Below are 18,774 nucleotides of genomic sequence, written 5' to 3'. Positions count from 1 at the left end.
CAATGATATCCAGTAAGATTATGGTGGGGTTACCTCCCCTGTCCCGGTAGTCGGAAATTCACCGCTTCAACATTAACCACCTGATGGTTTATACGGTCAATGTCAACTGAACTTTGCCCGGTTTCGTTTACTGCATGGATATTCGCCAGCGATAGCAAGGTATCCTGTTTAGCCATAAATTTACCGCGTACATCCTGGCGCAGATCAAAATGCATCTTTAGCGCAGGTCCCGTCGTGGATTGCTGCATGACCTTGATGTTACGTAAGAAAAGGTGTTGCGGTTGGTTGTGCAACTCCAGCGTGGCCCGCTTCATCGCCACATTAGTGATGGCCACAAATGACGTGGCATTGCCCGAGGATATCTGCATGCCGCGTAATTTGTATTCCAGTTTTGAGTTATCCAGATGAATATTATTTAATTTAAAGTTTTGCGGAATGGATAAATATCGTCCTTTGATGACGCCATAGCCGATGAGCATACCGGCGCTATTCTCCATATTGATATTATCAATAACGAAATTATCACACCCATAAATCGCGACCGTTGCATTATCAATGCCCGCTTTCTTACTGAAATCCGGAGTGATATTTCGCGCGGTAATATTACGAATGACAAAATGTTTGCCGTTCTCCACATGGACTAACTGTCGGCAGTCGGAACCGGTGATGTTCGCCACCACAAAGTTTTTTACCGCCAGTTCCTCGGGATAGCTATTGTCATAAGTACTCCCCGCCAGCCCGATACCGATACCCCAGTTCACATTGCCGTTAGTACAGTTGATACGTTCGATAACATGATCAGAAATGAGGATATTGCTGTCATTTATCGCCACATTCCACTCGATAGCGTCACCCTGCAAATCGCTAAAACGACTGTTCGTGATCTTTACGCCGTCCATGCGGTTATGAAAGCCCTGACGCAGGATCCCATAGTTAGCGCGCGTAACGGTAATATCATCGATCGTCAGATTGCGCATCAGCCTTGAGGTTTTGCCGCCAATGTAGATTTGCGTCACCGGAGCAAAACCACTCATGGCAATCCCTTTTATCACGCAGTCCGAACCCCGCACATCGAGAGTAACGTTTCTCAGGCTACCGCCCTGCTCGCCCATGACCTTGCATCCATCCTGCAGAACAAAGCGCCCACGCCCATTGCCGCTGATGCGGCCTTGAACGGATAGCGTTTTGCCTGGCGGAATAACAATCGCGGTATTGATATTCTTACATTCCAGCCCTTCGGGTACGACTACCGTTTGCCCTTCCGTGAATGCCTGCCTGAAAGATGCGACCCAATCCTTCGGGTTGTAATCCTGAATATTGACGCTGCCAGATGATTCAAGCGCCCGGCTAATGGGAGAGTGCAGCATGACAAGCGCAGAGCCTGCCGCCAGAAAACTACGACGTGAGAGTTTTTTCTCTGACATACAACCTCGATTTACATCGTTTGCAGCAGGCTGGCTAACTGTTTATTGATCGCTAACTGATTAAATTCAGCTTCAATTTTTTCTCGCGCGCATTGCACAATCGGCTGCACCTGTTCACTGTCGAGCAGGCTGAATGCCGCTAACCGTTCAGCCAACGCCTGGGCATCGTTTTCCGGTGCCAGCCAGCCAGATTTACCCGACTCCACCAGCTCAGGGATCCCGCTATGAACCGTCGAAATGACCGGGATCCCCACCGCCATCGCCTCCATCAGCGCTACCGGGATCCCCTCCATATCGCCATCCCTGCCGGTAATCGAAGGCAGCAGAAATACATCTGCTTGCTCAAGCATCTCCTTCACCTGATGACTGGGTTTAAAGCCGGGCATCTCAATCACATCATCGAGTTGGTATTGTTCGATCAGCGTCCGCAGACGACGTTCCCAGGGACCAATGCCAAGAATGCGATAGCGAAATAAGACGCCCTGCTCTTTCAACTGCCGACAGGCTTCGATGGCGACGTGCAGCCCTTTTTTCTCGGTTAAGCGCGCGACAGAAATAATCTCCAACGGCGCGGCTGGCAATTTCAGTTGCCGCGGGGTAAAGCGCGTCATATCGATTCCCATACGCGAGACGGCAATTTTCTGCGGCGGACATCCCATGTTTTTTAAACGTCCGGCCCAGAGATTGCTGATGGGCAGCATCAAGTCACCGCGCTGAAACAGTTGCTGATATTCGGAGGTATAGCGGGCCAATACATCCCGGTGCGAAACATCAACACCATGAAATACCGTGGCTATTTTCCCGCGGATCATTCCCAGCTCACGCAGTTTGGCAGCCGTCACGCCTGCCGGGCCAAAGTGCGCAATAAAGACATCCGCCTGAAATGCCAGTGGATTCCCACCGCAAATAGCCGCCAAAATCAAATTGCGCGCCTCGTCGCCATAGCGAGAGATATTCAGCGCTTTCCAGGTGGCTGCGCGGGTGATGCCCTGCAATGCAGCCGCCGCCCTGAATTTCAGCTTTGCCAGTTTGCCGTCCGGTTCATTCAGCAGCCAGCGCGTTTTGTCGCCCAATTGGTAGGTATTAAATGAGGCATGCGTATTTTCAAGATCGCCCTTATGCATCGCGACAATCTCCACCTCATAGCCCATATCGATGAACGCAGTGATCTGATTTAATACGAAGGTCTCTGAGGAGAGTGGAAATTTAAGCAGGAAAAAACCAATCTTCATTTTTCCCCCTCAATGCGCGTTAATACCGACTGCACCATACGCACCCCACGTTCGCGTTCAAGCATAACCGCGTCCCCTACCCGTATGTTCAGGTCAGGAAGCTGTCCGAGAATATCGGCGACTTTGCCCTCGAGGCTGCCATCCAGCAAATGGCGTATATCGACGGCCATCTCCGGTAGCCCCAGTTGCTGCATGATCCCTGCCGATTTATGCTCATAGTTAATGGCGATGGCGGGCGTCATAAAATTCATCGAAATGATAGCTGAGTGCAGGCGAGTGCCCACCGTCAGGTCGCATGCCCCGAGAATTTTTCCCATCTCAAGGTCGTTGAGTTCATCCATTACCACATGATAACGGGCTGGGTCGTTAACATGCTGACGCAGGTTCAACGCCACCATACGATCATCTTTGTTGTAACTATCGATACCGGTACAGGTTGACAACGCTATTACCTGGTACCCTTCATCGAGAATGCGGTTCACTACCCCGGCAAAGGCTTGTTCATAAGCCTGTTGCGTCGTCCCCAGACGCTTATCAAAGGGCGCCAGCTCACGCAAAGTAATGGCCACAGTCTTCTGCTTTGCCACCATTTGCAACCAGTGCTGTACGGCATAGCCTGGCTCAAAATCCTCATGATGATTGTCGACCAGCCAGGCGGTATCCACGCCTGCCTCTACCTTTTCCGTGGTTATTGCGCTGCGTTTCATCAGTTCCAGACTAACTGATTCGCGCAAAATCAGCGCGTTACAGTGGCCAAAAACGTAGTTTGCCAGTTGATTAAACTGCTCATCCTGGAATGGCCCCACGCTGTGCCCAATCATGTACAGCGGTTTTTTCGCCATAAATGAACACAGGGCATGTTCGAACTGCGGCACGCCATACAAATCAACAAAAAACGATCCGCCGACCTGGATGATGGCGTCATAGCGCGACAGTAAACGGGCAAAATCGGTAAATCCCTGGGCGATAGCGATGTTGCGCAGATTACCGGAGTCGGTGACGCGCGAGAGCAGCACCTGGTGCTGATAGCGACGGCGCAAGACTTTCTTCACCCGACCCATCACGCCCGCGGCGTTGTTGTGTTGCTTCATCTGCGAATATAACGGATCGCCCATCACCGGACGATTGAGTAACCATGAGGAGCTTACCGGGTAGCGGCTCATAACATCGACTTCAGTCTCGGGACGCTGCGCGTTAATGGCATCCAGCAAACCGCGCAGAATAGCGCTATCCCCTCGGTTCCCGCAGGTATGGTTGCCCAAAATTAATAGTTTCATTATGACCTCTTAAAGCGTTGTTCTTATCCTGCACGGAGCAAGGTTTTCATTTTTTCACTGCGACAGAGCTGGCGTTTTATTTCCACCACCAGCGGGTGGCGCGACAGCACAATCATCACCGCAAACGCCAGCGTTCCCGCCGCGATTTGCAACCCCAGCACCGCGCTTAACGGCAGTTGGTTGCGCAGGGTAAAACCCAGCGCATAGCTCACAACAACGGTTGGCAAGGAGAGATACAACGGTAGCCACAGACTGAGCATGTACTGACGGTAGCTGGAACCCAGAACAGGTTTGATCATCACGAAATAACTGAGGATGGTGTTAATCACCTGAACCAGCAAAAAGCCCAGCGTCACGCCTGTCGCCCCCGCCAGATGTCCACCGATGAAAATGGCCGGAATAAACAGAAAGGTTTTGAACACATTGAATTTGAAGCTGATATCAACCCGCGCCTTCGCCATCAGCAGTGAACCGATCGGATTCCCGACAGAGCGCAGTAGCCCGACAATGCACAACAATTGCAGGACGGGGACAATACCGTTCCACTTCTCGCCAAATACCAGCGGCACCAGATTGTTCGATACCACCATTAATCCCAGCAGCGCCGGAAAATTGATGATCCCGACAACCGACAGTAGTTTGTAAAAATTCACCCGCAATTTTTCGCTGTCGTCCTGAATTTTGGCAAACGCCGGAAACAGAACGCGGGTAATGATCGGGTTCAGTTTGATTGGCGGTACAACCGCCACGTTCCAGGCAAGATTGAATCCCCCCGCGACGCTTGCCCCCAACGTTCTGGCCAGCACCAGCGTAGAAAGATTGGTATTGATATAATTAATAATGCTATCCGCCGTCAGCCATGCGCCGAAACGTAGGTTTGACGAAACGGAAGCCAGCGAGAAATGCAGCCCCGGACGGTAAATCTGGCGACCAAAATAGCCGAACAGCAGCGTACGTAGCGTACTGTTCACCAGATACCCAAGAATAGCCGTCAGCGCGAGCGGCCAGAAATGGGCGCTCACCACGGTAAAGGTAAAGCCGGCCAGCACCGAACTGGTCTCAATCATGCCGATTTTGTTAAAGGCCAGTTCTTTTTGCATCAGCGCGCGAAACTGCTGGCCGTGCGGTATCACCACAAACGCCAGTGATAACGTTTTGATGAGCGGAGCCAGTTCGGGGTTATTGAGTACGTTGGCAATTGTCTCGCTAAGCAGAAACATCGTCACGCATACCACAATACCGAGTCCGACATTGAGCCAGTACAAGGTGGTCAGTTCAAGGTAGCCAATCTCTTTGCGCTGAATAATGGAGTTGGCAATGCCAAAGTCAGACAACGTGTCGGCCAGCGCAATGATCACCAGCGCCACAGTCAACAACCCGAACTGGTGATTATCAATAATCCGCGCCAGGACGGTCATCTGGATAAGTCCGAGGCCAATAATGATCACCGTGGCAATTGCCGACCACTTCGCGCCATTCAGCGTTTTTTCTCGTAAGCTCATGTTAATACGCCGCTTTGTTCACAAAGCCTTTAAATATCGTCAGAAAAACAATTTTGATATCGAACCATAAGCTCCACTCGCGAATATATTCGAGGTCAAATTCCACACGTTTTTCCATTTTTTCCAGCGTATCGGTTTCCCCCCGCCAGCCGTTGATTTGTGCCCAACCGGTAATGCCCGGCTTCACCTTATGACGTAACATGTAACCCTCAATCAGTTGGCGGTACTGTTCGTTATGCGCCACCGCGTGCGGACGTGGCCCGACGATAGACATCCCTCCCGTCAGCACGTTAATAAACTGCGGTAACTCATCCAGCGACGTCCGGCGCAGAAAATTCCCCACCGGCGTCACGCGTGGGTCGTTTTGCGTCGCCTGCGTCACCACCGCGTCGTTTTCCATCACTTTCATTGAACGAAACTTCCAGACTTTGATCGGCTTCCCATCCATGCCGTAACGGGTCTGGCGGAAAATTACCGGTCCTTTTGAGGTCAGTTTCACCAGTAACGCAATGCCACACAGCACCGGGGAAATCAGCAGCAGGATCAGCGAGGCCAGCACGATATCTTCCGCACGCTTCAACAGACGGTTAATGCCCGAGAGCGGCGTGTCATACAGCGGCACCACCGGAACACCGTTCATCTCTTCAATCCGTGAATGCAGGATGTTGAAGGTAAAGACATCGGGGATGAGGATCACTGAGCAGGTCGTGTCGGCCAGATCGCGCACCAGTTTTTTCACACTGGCGCCATCGTTCATCGACATAGCGATATAGACGTTATGAATGCGTGAAGCTTTAGCGTCATCCACCAGTTGTTGCAGATTCCCGGCCCAGTCGCGGGAGTTTTTCCCTGGAACAGGATCGTGATAGACACCGGCTACTTCAAACCCCAGCCACGGTTCATGGCGAAAGCTGTCCAGTAGCATTTGCCCGGCGGGCAGGTTGCCTGCCACCGCTACCCGGCGGGTGTTGTAACCGCGATTACGCAGCCATCCCGCACCGTAGCGAATAAACGAACGGCTCAACACCAGACCCACGCTTGACAGCAGATACCACGCCAGCCAGACCGCAAGACGGTTATCGAAATCGTTATTAAAGGCAATTAAACCTGCGCTAAAAATCAGGCTCAGCGTCCAGTTTTGCAGCAACAGCACCAGCTCAGTGGATATTTTGACGCCGCGCCATGAGCGATAAAAATCCGTTATCCCGCCGAGCATCTGAAAAACCACCAGCGTGATCAACGCCACCAGCAAGTGCATGTACAGGAAAGGCAAACCGCTTAATTCGCAGATTACCCATAGCCCGCCAAACATGATGGTGATATCCGAAAAACGTTGCACCATCGAAATTAACGACGCATTGGTTTTGGCGCGTTCGCGCTTCTTTAGATGTGTCATCGTGGTTCCTGTTAGTCGCCTTTGGCCCATAACCGGGCAAAGGAAGCACCGGCATTACTGATTCAGCAACGCCAGAAGAGTGCGCGTTCGCGCTTCCATCAACGGAATATCTCCGCGCGATTCCACGTTCAGGCGCACCACCGGTTCGGTATTGGAAGAGCGTAAATTGAAGCGCCAGTCGACAAACGACATGCTGATGCCATCCGTTCTGTCCACCGTCAGCGCTTCCCGGGAAAAGTGCTGCTCCACCCGCGCTATCGCTGCCGTCGGATCCGCCAGCGTGCTGTTTATTTCGCCACTCGCCGGATATGCCGCCATCCGGTCACGGACCAGTTCGCCCAGCGACTGTCCTTTCAGACACAGCAGCTCCGCCACCAGCAGCCACGGGATCATCCCACTGTCGCAGTACGCAAAGTCGCGGAAATAGTGATGCGCGCTCATCTCGCCGCCGTAAATGGCATCTTCATGGCGCATCCGCTCTTTAATAAACGCGTGTCCGGTTTTTGACATCACCGGTTTACCGCCTGCCGCCGTCACCACATCCACGGTGTTCCAGGACAGGCGCGGGTCGTGGATAATTTTCGCCCCCGGATTCTTCTCCAGAAACGCTTCCGCCAGCAGACCGACAATGTAGTACCCTTCTATAAACTGGCCTTTTTCATCAAACAGGAAGCAGCGGTCAAAATCCCCGTCAAAGGCAATCCCCATATCCGCACCGTGTGCAATCACCGCGTTACGCGTGTCTGCCCGGCACTCCGGCAGCAGAGGATTGGGAATACCGTTGGGGAAATTGCCATCCGGCGTGTTGTGAATTTTGATGAACTCGACCGGCACGCCCAGCGCCTTAAAACGGGCTTCAATGGCGTCCACCACCGGGCCTGCCGCGCCGTTACCGGCATTGAGCACCAGCTTCATCGGTTTCAGGTTGCCGGGATTGATGTAACCCAGCAGGTGGTCGATGTAGGCATCGCGAGGATTGATCCGCTGGTAGCGGCCACGTTTGCTCTCATCAACCGCCGGGAAGTCATTCGCTTCCGCCAGACGCTGCACGTCGCGCAGACCGGTATCACCGCTGATGGGCCGTGCCCCTTCCCGCACCAGCTTCATGCCGTTGTAATCCAGCGGATTATGGCTGGCGGTCACTTCAATGCCGCCATCAACGCCAAGATGGAAAGTGGCGAAATAAATCTCTTCGGTGCCCGACATGCCAATATCCAGCACATCCACCCCTGCATCCTGCAGGCCTTTCGCCAGTGCCAGCTTCAGCGCCTCGCTGGTCAGGCGGACATCGCCGCCGAGGACGATGGTTTTCGGCTGCAGAAACTCGCCGTAAGCGCGGCCAATACGCCACGCAATCTCTTCATTTAACTCTTCGCCCAGTCGGCCGCGGATGTCATACGCTTTAAAACAGGTCAGTTTTGTCATGATTTACCCTTTTTCAGGCAACAGGAGGCCCTGACTCTTAGTGAGCCTTTTTAATAAGTGTTAATGCATTGCCCGGTGCGCTTCCCTTACCGAGCCTACGCTGTTGCAGGCCGGATAAGCACATCCGGCATCAGGCGCGCCCGTATCTGTCCGCAAACCGCACCACATCATCCTCATCGAGGTAAGATCCGGAGCGTACTTCAATCAGATCGAGCGGGATTTTTCCGGGGTTCTCCAGACAGTGGGTCGCTCCCAGCGGAATATAGACAGACTCGTTTTCAGCGAGCAGTTTGATATCATCATTAATTGTCACTTTCGCGGTACCTGCAACCACAACCCAGTGCTCAGCCCGATGATGATGCATCTGCACGGACAATCCCTCGCCAGGCTTGACGGTAATTCGCTTGACCTGGTAACGGTCTCCGGCATCAATGGAGTCATATTTGCCCCACGGACGATAAACTTCGCGGTGAATGTGGTGCTCATGGCGCCCGTCAGCTTTAATTTTCTCCACCACTTTTTTGACATCCTGTACCGCGTTGCGATCGGCAATCAGTACCGCGTCTTTGGTCTGCACCACCACCAGATCTTTCACCCCAACGGTCGTCACCAACCCGGATTCGGCATAGACGTAGCTGTTTTCCGTTTTGTGGCTAATGACATCGCCGTGATGCACATTACCTTCAGCAGTATGGGCGCTGATTTCCCACAATGATGACCAGGAGCCGACATCGCTCCAGCCTGCATTCATAGGCATCACCACCGCATCGGCCGTACGTTCCATTACCGCATAGTCCACAGACTCTTCCGGGCAGGCGAGAAACGCCTGTTCATCAACGCGAATAAAATCGAGATCGGGGTCGACGGTGCTCATGGCGTTTTCGCAGGCCTCAAGAATATCGGGACGATACTTTTTCAATTCTTCCAGGTAACGGCCTGCCCGGAACAGGAACATCCCGCTGTTCCAGTAGTAGTCGCCGCTTGCCACATACGCCTGTGCGGTTTCCAGATTAGGTTTTTCAACAAACTGCGCGACCTCAAAAGCCACCGCGTCAGTATTCGACGGTGAAACCTCGCCTCGACGGATATAGCCGTAGCCAGTCTCCGGTTGGTCCGGGACGATACCAAACGTCACCAGCTTACCCGCACTGGCATACGGCATCGCATTGCGAACCGCTTCGCGAAATGCCTCTTCGTCGGCAATCATATGATCGGCCGCCAGCACAAGTAGCAACGGATCGTCACCCGGACACTGACGTTTTGCCGCCAGCGCAGCCAGCGCTATGGCTGGTGCAGTGTTGCGTCCGGCTGGTTCGAGAATAATGTTCTCGGTCAGTTTGTGCAGTTGCCGTAACTGTTCCGCAACGATAAAACGGTGTTGTTCATTACAGATAACAACCGGGCTTTCGCACTCCACACCGTTCAGACGGCAAATCGTCGTCTGCAACATGGTGAGATCGCCTTTCAGACACAGGAACTGCTTTGGATACAGTACGCGGGACAGCGGCCATAAACGACTACCCGAGCCACCGGCCATGACTACCGGAAAGAGTTTGTTTTGACTCATCATGTACCCCGAATATCAGCAATAAATTGATTCAGCACGTTTTCTTTATCCAACGTGCGTTCGGCATACTCACGTGCCACCGTGTTAACTTTTGGCATGGTTAGCGCCTGTTGAATCCCGCCAACCAGCGCATTGACTGATTCCGGCTCGACACACACCGCGATGCCAGGATGAGCGTCACACAACTGACCCAATTCGGTCTCAGGCTCAGCGGTAATCACCGCGTTACCGCCAACGGCGAGGATATTAGTCAGTTTGGACGGCAGTACTGCATCCGCCGCGCCACGCTTTTGTACGACCAGATGACAGTCCGCGAGCTTGAGCAGCGCAGGCAGCGCTTCATAAGATTGCAGCGGAAAGAACATTACGTTGCGCAGGTCGCGTTCGCTGACCATAGTCTCCAGTCGCGCTTTGCCCCCGCCCTGTCCGACGATCGCAAACAGCCAGGGTTGCTCACTCAACTGGGCCGCCGCGTCGATGACGCTCTCAAGCCCCTGCTTTTCACCGATATTGCCCGAGTAGAGAATGATTTTTTGATCCGCGGGCAATCCCAGTTTCTGGCGCAACGCCAAAGCATCGGCGTCGGTCACGTCACGAAAGCGCGCCACTTCCGACCAGTTAGGAAAGAAAATAACCTTGCGTGGCGCAACGCCTTTTTCCATGGCTTTGCGCATCATGGAACGGGAAATCGTCGAAATATTGTCCACGTTGTGCAAACCACTGCGTTCAAACACGCTGGCCAATTTCGCCACCATACCGCGCTTACCTTTGCCTGCCATGCCAAGTCCCAACATGGCATCGACTTCATAATCCTGAATGTGCAGCAGCGTGCGCGCGCCGCTGAGTTTTGCCAGCAAGCGCATCCCCGGCGTACAAAACAGCGTCGGCACCACGCCGATGATGCGATCCGGCTTCCAGCGACGTTGCGCCAGCAGCGGGAAGAAACTGCTCAGGGCGAAACTGCCCAAATGCAGCAGACGCTTGAGCGTTGAGGGTTGCTCAGGCACATACAGCGGACAACGCCAGACGGTGGCATCCCCCTCCTCGCGACGATAGCGCCAGGATGAATAGCGACCATTAACTTTCCATTGCGGATAATAAGGCGGTGCGGTGATCACCCGCACGTCATGACCTTGTTGCGCCATCCACTCCACCATTTCACCGGTGTACTTGCCGATACCGGTCAGCTCCGGCGAGTAGTTAATGCCATACACCAGGATCTTCATAGCCCTGGTACTCCGCTCTGACTTGCCTGGCAGAAGTAAGCCCGGCTGTTGGCGTGTACGCTGTCACTGGCCTGAATCTCTGTCGCCGCCAGCCAGCGGTAGGCATCATGTTGTGCATCAGGCAGTTGCAGGTCGTTTTCTGATACGCGCAGACGAAATCCCAGCACGATGTAATGCGTTGAGAAATCATCCCCGGAAAAGTTGTCGTCATAGAAGTGCTGCCAGACACCATAAAACTCAGCGGCGGACAGCGGTAGACGCAACCCCAACTCAGCTTCAGTCAGCCGTTCAAAAGCCGCATGTAGCGATTCATCTTTTTGCACACGACCGCCGGGAACGAACCAGTAGCCCTGCGCCGGACGATTGAGACGCTTACCGAGCAGAAACTCCCCCTCGGCGTTTTCCACGATCAAGTCGATAGAAATCAGCGGGGTTGAACGTACGACGGTGGCAAAATCCTCATGACGTAAAAACATGCTTACCCCCGATAACGCTGCTGGTTTTCAAGGAACCACTGCCAGGTGCTGGCAAGCCCTGCCTCAAGTGATATCTCGTGATACCAGCCCAACTGATGCAAACGCGTAACGTCGAGCAATTTGCGCGGCGTCCCGTCCGGTTTGCTGGCGTCAAACACCACGCGCCCCTTGTAACCCACTACCTTGGCAATGGTCTGGGCCAGTTCACGGATGGTGCAGTCCACGCCGGTACCCACATTGATATGCGACAGCATCGGCTGGGTATATTCCTGCCAGACTTCATGAGCCAGCTCCATTACGTGGATGCTGGCCGCCGCCATATCATCCACATGCAGAAACTCGCGCATCGGCGTGCCGCTTCCCCACACCACCACATCCGGCGCATTTTGCTCGCAGGCTTCGTGAAAGCGGCGCAGCAGCGCCGGGATCACATGCGAATTGCTTGGATGAAAGTTGTCATGCGGCCCGTACAAATTCGTCGGCATCACCGAGCGATAATCACGGCCATACTGACGGTTATACGATTCACACAGCTTGATGCCGGCTATTTTGGCAATCGCATACGGCTCGTTGGTCGGCTCCAGTTGCCCCTGCAAGAGTTCGCTTTCTGCTATTGGCTGGCTAGCATGTTTGGGATAAATACAGGATGATCCGAGAAACAGCAGTTTATTCACGTTATGCAGATGCGCCGCATGAATAATGTTGCTCTCAATCATCATATTTTCGTAAATAAAATCAGCGGGATAAGTGTTATTGGCCACGATCCCACCCACTTTTGCCGCCGCCAGGTACACCTGGTCAATACGTTCAGCGGCGAAGAAGTGACGCACCGCGTCTCCATCCAGCAGGTTAAGCTCATCTCGGGTACGCAGCACCAGTTCGACATTATCTCGTTGGGCCAGCTGTCTTACGATGGCGGCCCCCACCATCCCGCGATGGCCCGCCACAAAAATACGTTGTTTCTTCATCCTCAGTACTCCAGCGCGATGGCAACCTCGTAACCGTGCGACTTCAGCAGGGAATGTTTCTTCGCTGCTTCAAGGTCGTTAGCGACCATTTCAGAGATCATCTGGCGCAGCGTAATTTCCGGTTTCCAGCCGAGTTTTTCATGTGCTCTGGCCGGGTCGCCCAATAGCGTTTCTACTTCTGCCGGACGGAAATAGCGCGGATCGACGGCGATTATCACGTCCCCAGGTTTCACGCCTGGCGCATCGTGTCCGGTCACGGAAACCACAATGCCTTTTTCATTCACGCCTTCACCTTCAAAACGCAGTTTGATACCCAGTTGCGCCGCCGCCATTTCTACAAACTGACGCACGGAATATTGCACGCCGGTGGCAATGACGAAATCTTCCGGCTGATCCTGCTGCAGCATCATCCACTGCATCCTGACGTAATCTTTGGCATGCCCCCAGTCACGCAGCGAATCCATGTTGCCCAGGTACAGGCACGACTCCAGGCCCTGAGCGATGTTGGCAATGGCGCGGGTGATTTTACGGGTGACGAAAGTTTCACCACGGCGTGGAGATTCGTGGTTAAACAGGATGCCGTTACAGGCATACATACCGTAAGATTCGCGGTAGTTAACGGTAATCCAGTAGGCGTAGAGCTTAGCCACCGCATAGGGCGAACGCGGGTAAAACGGCGTGGTCTCTTTCTGCGGAATTTCCTGTACCAGGCCGTAGAGTTCTGAGGTGGAGGCCTGATAGAAACGGGTCTTCTTTTCCAGACCAAGGAAGCGGATAGCCTCCAGCAAACGCAACGTACCTATTGCATCGACGTCCGCGGTGTATTCCGGTGAGTCAAACGACACCGCGACATGACTCATGGCGCCCAGGTTATAGACCTCATCCGGTTGGACCTCTTTTAAAATACGGGTCAGGTTGGATGAATCCGTCAAATCGCCATAGTGCAGATGGAATTTGGGGTTGCTTGAATGTGGATCCTGGTAGATATGGTCCACACGTTCGGTGTTGAATGATGAAGCGCGACGCTTAATGCCGTGCACTTCATACCCTTTTTCCAGCAGGAATTCTGCCAGGTAAGAACCATCCTGCCCGGTTACGCCAGTGATGAGAGCGACTTTTGACATGTTATTACCTCTTAAATGATCCCCTCAGGGAGTAACTTTCTCGACGCGTTCGCGCGTGACTACTGCGGGGTTTCCCCGACAAACGACATTTGCTGGCAGCGATTTAAATACGCTGCTGCGTGCTCCAACGACGGTGCCATCGCCAATCGTCACGCCAGGCGCGACAAAGACATCTGTCGCCAGCCAGCATTTATCGCCAACCACAATCGGTGTGGCGTTAATATCAAAATGTTGGCTGGCGTAATCATGACTTCCGGTACATAAATAACTTTTTTGCGAAATAACCGCGTGTGCGCCAATCGTAATATTACCCAACGTATATAAAACCGCGTCATCACCCACCCAGGCATAATCTCCCAGGGTTAATTTCCACGGATAAGTAATTTTTACTGAAGGTCGAATAACTACGTTTTTTCCTATTTTTGCACCGAACATGCGTAATAAAAACGCACGCCAGCGATACATTACCTGGGGTGACCAGCGAAACAGTGTTGCCTGTACCGCCCACCATAATTGCACTTTAATGACACCGCTACCGCGAAAACCTTTCGGCACGCTGAAGTCGCTTAAATCCTGCATAATGTGCCCTTACGTTTTGCCATATAAAGTTTTTGTTTTACCGGTTGTACGCAGCCGTAAATATTCAGAAACCCCAGTCAAAAAACCTGGCATATGTAATATCTGCCGCTGAACTTTTTTTGCATCGCGGCATAATTCCAGATTATTCGTCGTTGACACTCCGCCCATTGAAAACTCCGACACCAGCCCGTCCAGTTTTTTGAAAGCGTAACCAGATTTATATAGTCTGGCAGCCAGCGCGTAATCGGACGATATTTTATATTGCAAATCATAGCGCCAGACATTCAGTCCTGAGAGCGGAAAAAAGATGGCCTGATGGCTGGCAGGCAGGCTGTGATAAATATACCAACCCGGCTTTGCCCGGCGCTTAATTTTGTTGCCATTGCCAAAATTCAGCAACGCGTCGCCGATAACCATGGCTTTATCACTCTGTGTTTTTAACTGGCGGATGAACTGAGCCGCATCGGCATGCAGAATATCCCCGGAATTGAGGAACAGCGCAAAGCGCCCGCGCGCCATCGCAATGCCTTTGTTCATCGCATCATAAATGCCGTTGTCCGGTTCGCTGACAAACCGTAACCGGTGCTCTCCACCGAGACCTTCAAGAAACGCCGACGTACCGTCAGAGGAGCCGCCATCAACAACAATCCACTCAAAACTGATATCGCCTGCCTGCGTCAGGTGTGCCAGCGAGGCGTGAGTTTTGACGATCCCTTCCAGATTGCGAAAGGCGACGGTAATAATACTAAGCAGCATGTGATTTACCTCGCGATATTCAGCGCCTTGCGCAAAATAAACGGACACACAATTAAAAAAGCGTATTCCGGACTAAATACTGACCCTGTAAAAAACAGCGACAGCGGCGTAAAAAGATATAGCTGCACCCGATAATTCTGATTATCACCAAAAGCAGTGATCATCATCTTCATAACTTTCCCCATGTACCACAGGGTTAATATCACGGCGAACCACGAAAAATAAATAATCAGCAGATACAAACCATTGTCTATCGTTTTACCCACATCCGCACCGTTAAAAATTCCGAATGACGCGACATATTCATAAAGCGAACCGAATCTTACGACGCCATCAACATGCATTAACGAATAACCGACCATCACTAGCGGTCCCACGATTCGATAATACGATGATGACCCCTCGGTGCCTAAATCCCCAAGGCGCGTTGCGATGTACGGAAACGCAAATATCACACCGACTAAAAACACGCTTAATGAGATTATCGCCAGCGGCAACTTCTTTTTTATCGCATCCTTATTCAGGTACTGAAACGCCCACTCCAGGAGATAAAACAAAATAAACGTCATCACCCCGGAAAACGACCCTGATAATATTATCCCTGCCAGAATCATAGCATCGGACTTAGGCGTTTTGATACCAAACTGTTTGATACTGAGCCAAATTGAGATTAACGCCAGAGCGAAGAATGCCGGTTCGAAATAAAGCGCAGTGGTGCGTTTTCCGCCAAACTTAATAAAGTTCAGAACATAGCTGTTACTGTAAATAAGATATTTCGAAATAACTTCCATTAAACTACTGCCGCCGCTGAGAATGATCTGCGCCATTTCAACTGCCGCTAACCCTACCACCAGCCCGACAACCAGCCAGAAAAAGCGCAGGATCTTAATATAGTTATGCGGCGAAATGGTTTTGAAGCGAATACTCCACACCATGCCAATAATCACCACGGTATAGACAAACAGCATCGCGGACGTGACGTACTTACTGGCATTCAGCGATTGACCGAACAGGTAGTTAAACGCCGTCAACCCTCCCCCCACGCCCAGCGCAATCATTAATTTTTTAATATTGATGCGCTCGACAAACAGCAACAGCAGAACGGGCAAGAATGTGACAATCGTTATCGGGAAGCTCTCGCCAAGCTGGGCAAGTTTGACGTTAACCAGCAGATAAAGCAGCGGTAGCAGCAGATAGCTACAGATTCTGATAGAACGAGACATATTCCTCCAGCATCTGTTGTCCACTGTATGCCACCCGGCTGCGCTGGCTGAACGCGGCAAGCGACGTGTCGAATACCGCCTGCGCAATGTCTGATTTTTTCAGTTGTACCAGCCGCAATACATCCGCTTCACTGAACGTTTTACCGCCCGCTTTCGCCAGTACCTCTTGTGCCGCCTCGCTGTGCGTAGCAATCACCGGTACCCCGATGGAAAGCGCTTCGCACAGAATCAGCGGGTAATTATCAACGCGGGAGCTGAACACCAGTCCATCCATCTCGTTAAGCGCGCTCATCAACGTTCGCTTATCGCTTTCGAAGCCATGATTGATGACATTATCGCCAGCAAAGGGAGAAAATTTGCCGAAGGTATGCAGCTCAATTTTTTCCCCGAGCGCCATCATCTCCTGCACCAGGCGCTGATTGGTTTTACCGTCATAGCGCAGGTCATGAGCCACCACCGCGATTTTCGGTCTGCCGTGTGGTTCATGTCTGGCGGGCAGTTCGGCAAGAATGGCTTCGGTTGCCACATCAATACCGTTGTTAATAATGCGGCAGCGCCCCATGCCATACAGACTGTTGAACGCGTCGGCCACATGCTGGCTGGGAGAGATAAACTGGCAGCCAAGCGCTAACATGTCGCGAAACCTCTGCCGTTTAGCGGGCACCTGCTGATGGGCTTTGTCGATTTTTACCGGCGGATAATTGCTTAACGTCGGGCATTTCTGGCAGCCGGTTTTCCAGCTTTCACACCCGTCTGTGAAAGCGCAACGCCCGGTCACGCTCCAGTGATCGTGCAGCGTCCAGACAAAGGTGATGTCCGGTTTATGCGCCTTCACCTTTTCGCAAAAGGTCACGACCTCTTCCAGGTTCAACCAGTAACTGTGCAGCACATGAAAATGCAGTACCAGCGGGCCGGATGTGCGGGTCACCGTACGATATAAACTGTTAAGATTGCCAAACAGGTCGCGGTTAGCGAAACGAAATAGCGCAATATTCGCCGCCGACGTCAGGCGCGGCGTATGTTTGATAACATGCGGATAATTACCGTGGCTGGCGCTTTTCTTGCCGCCTTTGCCATAGCCGTACACAAAGCGTGACGTCAACCCTTTCGACAGCGCGCGCAGATGCAGATCTAACGCCACACCTGCCGCTCCACCTTCTGCGAGTCGCACATTAAATTGTAAGATATTCATTTTGTTACCTTCACTCGTGCTTTCTCGCCCACCACCAGCGTGTTGTCAGGGATGCTATCCACTACCACGCTCCCGGCGCCAATGGTCACGTTATCGCCAATAGCGACATCGCCGAGCACAGTGACGTTGGCCCCCAGTTCGACACCGTTACCGATGACCGGACAGGACAAATCTTTGCCGCCAGGATTGCCAATGGTGACACCGTGGCGCAGGGTTAAATCGTCCCCTGCCACCACGTGTTTATTGATCACTACGCCATAACCATGATGGATAGTGAAACGACGACCGATAGATGCAGCGGCCTGAATTTCATAACCAAACAGGCATTCAGTGATCAGGCGATACAACACCAGCACCGGCGCAGCCCACAGGTTGTTCAAGATATTTTTTTTACGCCAGACGGAGCAAAAATGGGCAATCCGATAGGCCACTACCATACAGCAGGGGCGCAGACTCCAGCCGTTCGCACGTAAATCTTCCAGCATACTTAGCGTCCTCGCAGTCCGTCGGCCAGACGCTTACTGTTGCGAATGGAAAGCAACGTCAGCAGCGTGCGCCAGTTCATTCGTTTATTGCGGATCTGATAGAGCGTGAACAGCTGATATTTCTTACTCGCCCGGTCAAATTTACCTTTGTGCTTACGATAGAACTGAAAGTAGCCGGAGAATTTATGCGGTGACGAGGTAATGCGCATCTCACCGTGGTTCACATGCAGGATCTGCGTCGCCTCTTTGACCTTCCACGGTTTGCCGTACGCCACCACCATCCTGAGAAAAATGTCGTAATCCTGCGCGGCTTTCAGTGTGGTATCGAACAGGCATGCTTTAAAACGCCATGCCCACGTAAAGACCTGATTACCAATAATATTGCGCTTGTAAAACTTGCGTCGGGAGTAAACTGACTTCGGATAGAGCGGCAGACTGGACGGTTGCGAATACACTTCGCCTTCACAAACATAATCATTGGCATACAGAAACGCGTGCGTAACCAGTTGATGACGATGCTGCAGAAACACGCTCAGGCGATTCGGCGTCCATTCATCATCATCATCAATACCCGTAATATATTGCCCATTAGCCTGCATGATTGCCTGATTGCGTACCGCGCAGGCCCCGGAGTTCGTCGCGTTATGCGTATAGCACACGCGTGGGTCGTTCAGTTCCTCAACGAACTGCTGTAGTTGCTCATACGAAGAAGAACAGTCATCCACGATGATCATCTCCCAGTGAGGATAGTCCTGGCGCAACACCGATTTGATCGCCCGAATGGCCAGCTGTTGGCGATTCCAGGTTGGCATGTAAATTGAAATGAGTGGGTTTTCTGTCGTCATTTTCGTTTCCCAAATAAAGTTGCCTGATGGCGCTACGCTTATCAGGCCTACATTCGATATGCGTTGCTGTTCGTTAT

The 18,774-nt window shown here is 52.3% G+C and carries 17 protein-coding genes; all 17 read right to left on the bottom strand.

Features of this window, described 5'->3' with window-relative positions:
- Window positions 1-29: 29 nt before the first annotated feature.
- The 17 genes from wcaM to wcaA all read right to left on the bottom strand — a co-directional run bounded on the left by wcaM (window position 30) and on the right by wcaA (window position 18,697).
- Complete coding sequence (gene wcaM, locus ICA20_RS09320; RefSeq protein WP_038641760.1) at window positions 30-1,424, bottom strand: colanic acid biosynthesis protein WcaM; 1,395 nt, start codon at window positions 1,422-1,424, stop codon at window positions 30-32.
- Window positions 1,425-1,435: 11 nt separating this feature from the next.
- Entirely contained in the window at window positions 1,436-2,656 is a 1,221-nt protein-coding gene (gene wcaL / locus ICA20_RS09315; protein ID WP_038641762.1) for a colanic acid biosynthesis glycosyltransferase WcaL, read from the bottom strand.
- Entirely contained in the window at window positions 2,653-3,933 is a 1,281-nt protein-coding gene (wcaK, locus tag ICA20_RS09310) for a colanic acid biosynthesis pyruvyl transferase WcaK (protein ID WP_038641764.1), read from the bottom strand. Before wcaK ends, wcaL begins: the two co-directional genes overlap by 4 nt.
- Window positions 3,934-3,956: 23 nt before the next feature.
- Window positions 3,957-5,435, bottom strand: coding sequence for a colanic acid undecaprenyl disphosphate flippase WzxC (wzxC, locus tag ICA20_RS09305; protein ID WP_038641766.1), 1,479 nt, complete (start codon window positions 5,433-5,435; stop codon window positions 3,957-3,959).
- A 1-nt stretch (window position 5,436) separates the two neighbouring features.
- Entirely contained in the window at window positions 5,437-6,831 is a 1,395-nt protein-coding gene (gene wcaJ / locus ICA20_RS09300; RefSeq protein WP_038641768.1) for an undecaprenyl-phosphate glucose phosphotransferase, read from the bottom strand.
- A 54-nt stretch (window positions 6,832-6,885) separates the two neighbouring features.
- Window positions 6,886-8,256 carry a colanic acid biosynthesis phosphomannomutase CpsG gene (cpsG, locus tag ICA20_RS09295; RefSeq protein ID WP_038641770.1) on the bottom strand — a complete coding sequence of 457 codons (1,371 nt, stop codon included), beginning with the start codon at window positions 8,254-8,256 and terminating at the stop codon, window positions 6,886-6,888.
- Window positions 8,257-8,386: 130 nt separating this feature from the next.
- Complete coding sequence (gene cpsB / locus ICA20_RS09290; RefSeq protein WP_038641772.1) at window positions 8,387-9,823, bottom strand: mannose-1-phosphate guanyltransferase; 1,437 nt, start codon at window positions 9,821-9,823, stop codon at window positions 8,387-8,389.
- The gene (wcaI, locus tag ICA20_RS09285; protein ID WP_038641774.1) at window positions 9,823-11,049 is read right to left on the bottom strand and encodes a colanic acid biosynthesis fucosyltransferase WcaI; all 1,227 of its coding nucleotides are present in this window, start codon (window positions 11,047-11,049) and stop codon (window positions 9,823-9,825) included. Before wcaI ends, cpsB begins: the two co-directional genes overlap by 1 nt.
- Window positions 11,046-11,525, bottom strand: coding sequence for a GDP-mannose mannosyl hydrolase (locus tag ICA20_RS09280; RefSeq protein WP_038641775.1), 480 nt, complete (start codon window positions 11,523-11,525; stop codon window positions 11,046-11,048). Before ICA20_RS09280 ends, wcaI begins: the two co-directional genes overlap by 4 nt.
- A 2-nt stretch (window positions 11,526-11,527) precedes the next feature.
- Entirely contained in the window at window positions 11,528-12,493 is a 966-nt protein-coding gene (locus ICA20_RS09275) for a GDP-L-fucose synthase (RefSeq protein ID WP_038641777.1), read from the bottom strand.
- Between the two features lie 2 nt (window positions 12,494-12,495).
- Window positions 12,496-13,617 (bottom strand): GDP-mannose 4,6-dehydratase, encoded by a 1,122-nt coding sequence (gene gmd / locus ICA20_RS09270; protein ID WP_038641779.1) that lies wholly within the window; start codon window positions 13,615-13,617, stop codon window positions 12,496-12,498.
- A 24-nt stretch (window positions 13,618-13,641) separates the two neighbouring features.
- Complete coding sequence (wcaF, locus tag ICA20_RS09265) at window positions 13,642-14,196, bottom strand: colanic acid biosynthesis acetyltransferase WcaF (protein ID WP_038641781.1); 555 nt, start codon at window positions 14,194-14,196, stop codon at window positions 13,642-13,644.
- Window positions 14,197-14,205: 9 nt separating this feature from the next.
- The gene (gene wcaE, locus ICA20_RS09260; protein ID WP_038641783.1) at window positions 14,206-14,952 is read right to left on the bottom strand and encodes a colanic acid biosynthesis glycosyltransferase WcaE; all 747 of its coding nucleotides are present in this window, start codon (window positions 14,950-14,952) and stop codon (window positions 14,206-14,208) included.
- A 5-nt stretch (window positions 14,953-14,957) separates the two neighbouring features.
- A complete protein-coding gene (gene wcaD / locus ICA20_RS09255; RefSeq protein ID WP_038641784.1) occupies window positions 14,958-16,175 on the bottom strand; it encodes a colanic acid polymerase WcaD in 1,218 nt (405 codons plus the stop codon).
- Entirely contained in the window at window positions 16,150-17,367 is a 1,218-nt protein-coding gene (gene wcaC, locus ICA20_RS09250) for a colanic acid biosynthesis glycosyltransferase WcaC (protein WP_038641788.1), read from the bottom strand. Before wcaC ends, wcaD begins: the two co-directional genes overlap by 26 nt.
- Window positions 17,364-17,852, bottom strand: coding sequence for a colanic acid biosynthesis acetyltransferase WcaB (wcaB, locus tag ICA20_RS09245; RefSeq protein ID WP_038641791.1), 489 nt, complete (start codon window positions 17,850-17,852; stop codon window positions 17,364-17,366). The genes wcaC and wcaB overlap by 4 nt, the downstream gene beginning before the upstream one ends.
- 2 nt (window positions 17,853-17,854) lie before the next feature.
- Entirely contained in the window at window positions 17,855-18,697 is an 843-nt protein-coding gene (gene wcaA, locus ICA20_RS09240) for a colanic acid biosynthesis glycosyltransferase WcaA (protein WP_038641793.1), read from the bottom strand.
- Window positions 18,698-18,774 lie beyond the last annotated feature (77 nt).

This window comes from Citrobacter sp. C5_2, assembly GCF_014596845.2.
GTDB classification, from domain to species: Bacteria; Pseudomonadota; Gammaproteobacteria; order Enterobacterales; family Enterobacteriaceae; genus Citrobacter; species Citrobacter werkmanii.
This window is presented reverse-complemented; position numbering and strand designations above follow the sequence as displayed.

What these genes read in the sequence shown, in the direction of transcription:
- wcaM (WP_038641760.1), bottom strand. Translation starts at nt 1,424, where the DNA reads ATGTCAGAGAAAAAACTCTCACGTCGTAGTTTTCTGGCGGCAGGCTCT.
- wcaL (WP_038641762.1), bottom strand. Translation starts at nt 2,656, where the DNA reads ATGAAGATTGGTTTTTTCCTGCTTAAATTTCCACTCTCCTCAGAGACC.
- wcaK (WP_038641764.1), bottom strand. Translation starts at nt 3,933, where the DNA reads ATGAAACTATTAATTTTGGGCAACCATACCTGCGGGAACCGAGGGGAT.
- wzxC (WP_038641766.1), bottom strand. Translation starts at nt 5,435, where the DNA reads ATGAGCTTACGAGAAAAAACGCTGAATGGCGCGAAGTGGTCGGCAATT.
- wcaJ (WP_038641768.1), bottom strand. Translation starts at nt 6,831, where the DNA reads ATGACACATCTAAAGAAGCGCGAACGCGCCAAAACCAATGCGTCGTTA.
- cpsG (WP_038641770.1), bottom strand. Translation starts at nt 8,256, where the DNA reads ATGACAAAACTGACCTGTTTTAAAGCGTATGACATCCGCGGCCGACTG.
- cpsB (WP_038641772.1), bottom strand. Translation starts at nt 9,823, where the DNA reads ATGAGTCAAAACAAACTCTTTCCGGTAGTCATGGCCGGTGGCTCGGGT.
- wcaI (WP_038641774.1), bottom strand. Translation starts at nt 11,049, where the DNA reads ATGAAGATCCTGGTGTATGGCATTAACTACTCGCCGGAGCTGACCGGT.
- ICA20_RS09280 (WP_038641775.1), bottom strand. Translation starts at nt 11,525, where the DNA reads ATGTTTTTACGTCATGAGGATTTTGCCACCGTCGTACGTTCAACCCCG.
- ICA20_RS09275 (WP_038641777.1), bottom strand. Translation starts at nt 12,493, where the DNA reads ATGAAGAAACAACGTATTTTTGTGGCGGGCCATCGCGGGATGGTGGGG.
- gmd (WP_038641779.1), bottom strand. Translation starts at nt 13,617, where the DNA reads ATGTCAAAAGTCGCTCTCATCACTGGCGTAACCGGGCAGGATGGTTCT.
- wcaF (WP_038641781.1), bottom strand. Translation starts at nt 14,196, where the DNA reads ATGCAGGATTTAAGCGACTTCAGCGTGCCGAAAGGTTTTCGCGGTAGC.
- wcaE (WP_038641783.1), bottom strand. Translation starts at nt 14,952, where the DNA reads ATGCTGCTTAGTATTATTACCGTCGCCTTTCGCAATCTGGAAGGGATC.
- wcaD (WP_038641784.1), bottom strand. Translation starts at nt 16,175, where the DNA reads ATGTCTCGTTCTATCAGAATCTGTAGCTATCTGCTGCTACCGCTGCTT.
- wcaC (WP_038641788.1), bottom strand. Translation starts at nt 17,367, where the DNA reads ATGAATATCTTACAATTTAATGTGCGACTCGCAGAAGGTGGAGCGGCA.
- wcaB (WP_038641791.1), bottom strand. Translation starts at nt 17,852, where the DNA reads ATGCTGGAAGATTTACGTGCGAACGGCTGGAGTCTGCGCCCCTGCTGT.
- wcaA (WP_038641793.1), bottom strand. Translation starts at nt 18,697, where the DNA reads ATGACGACAGAAAACCCACTCATTTCAATTTACATGCCAACCTGGAAT.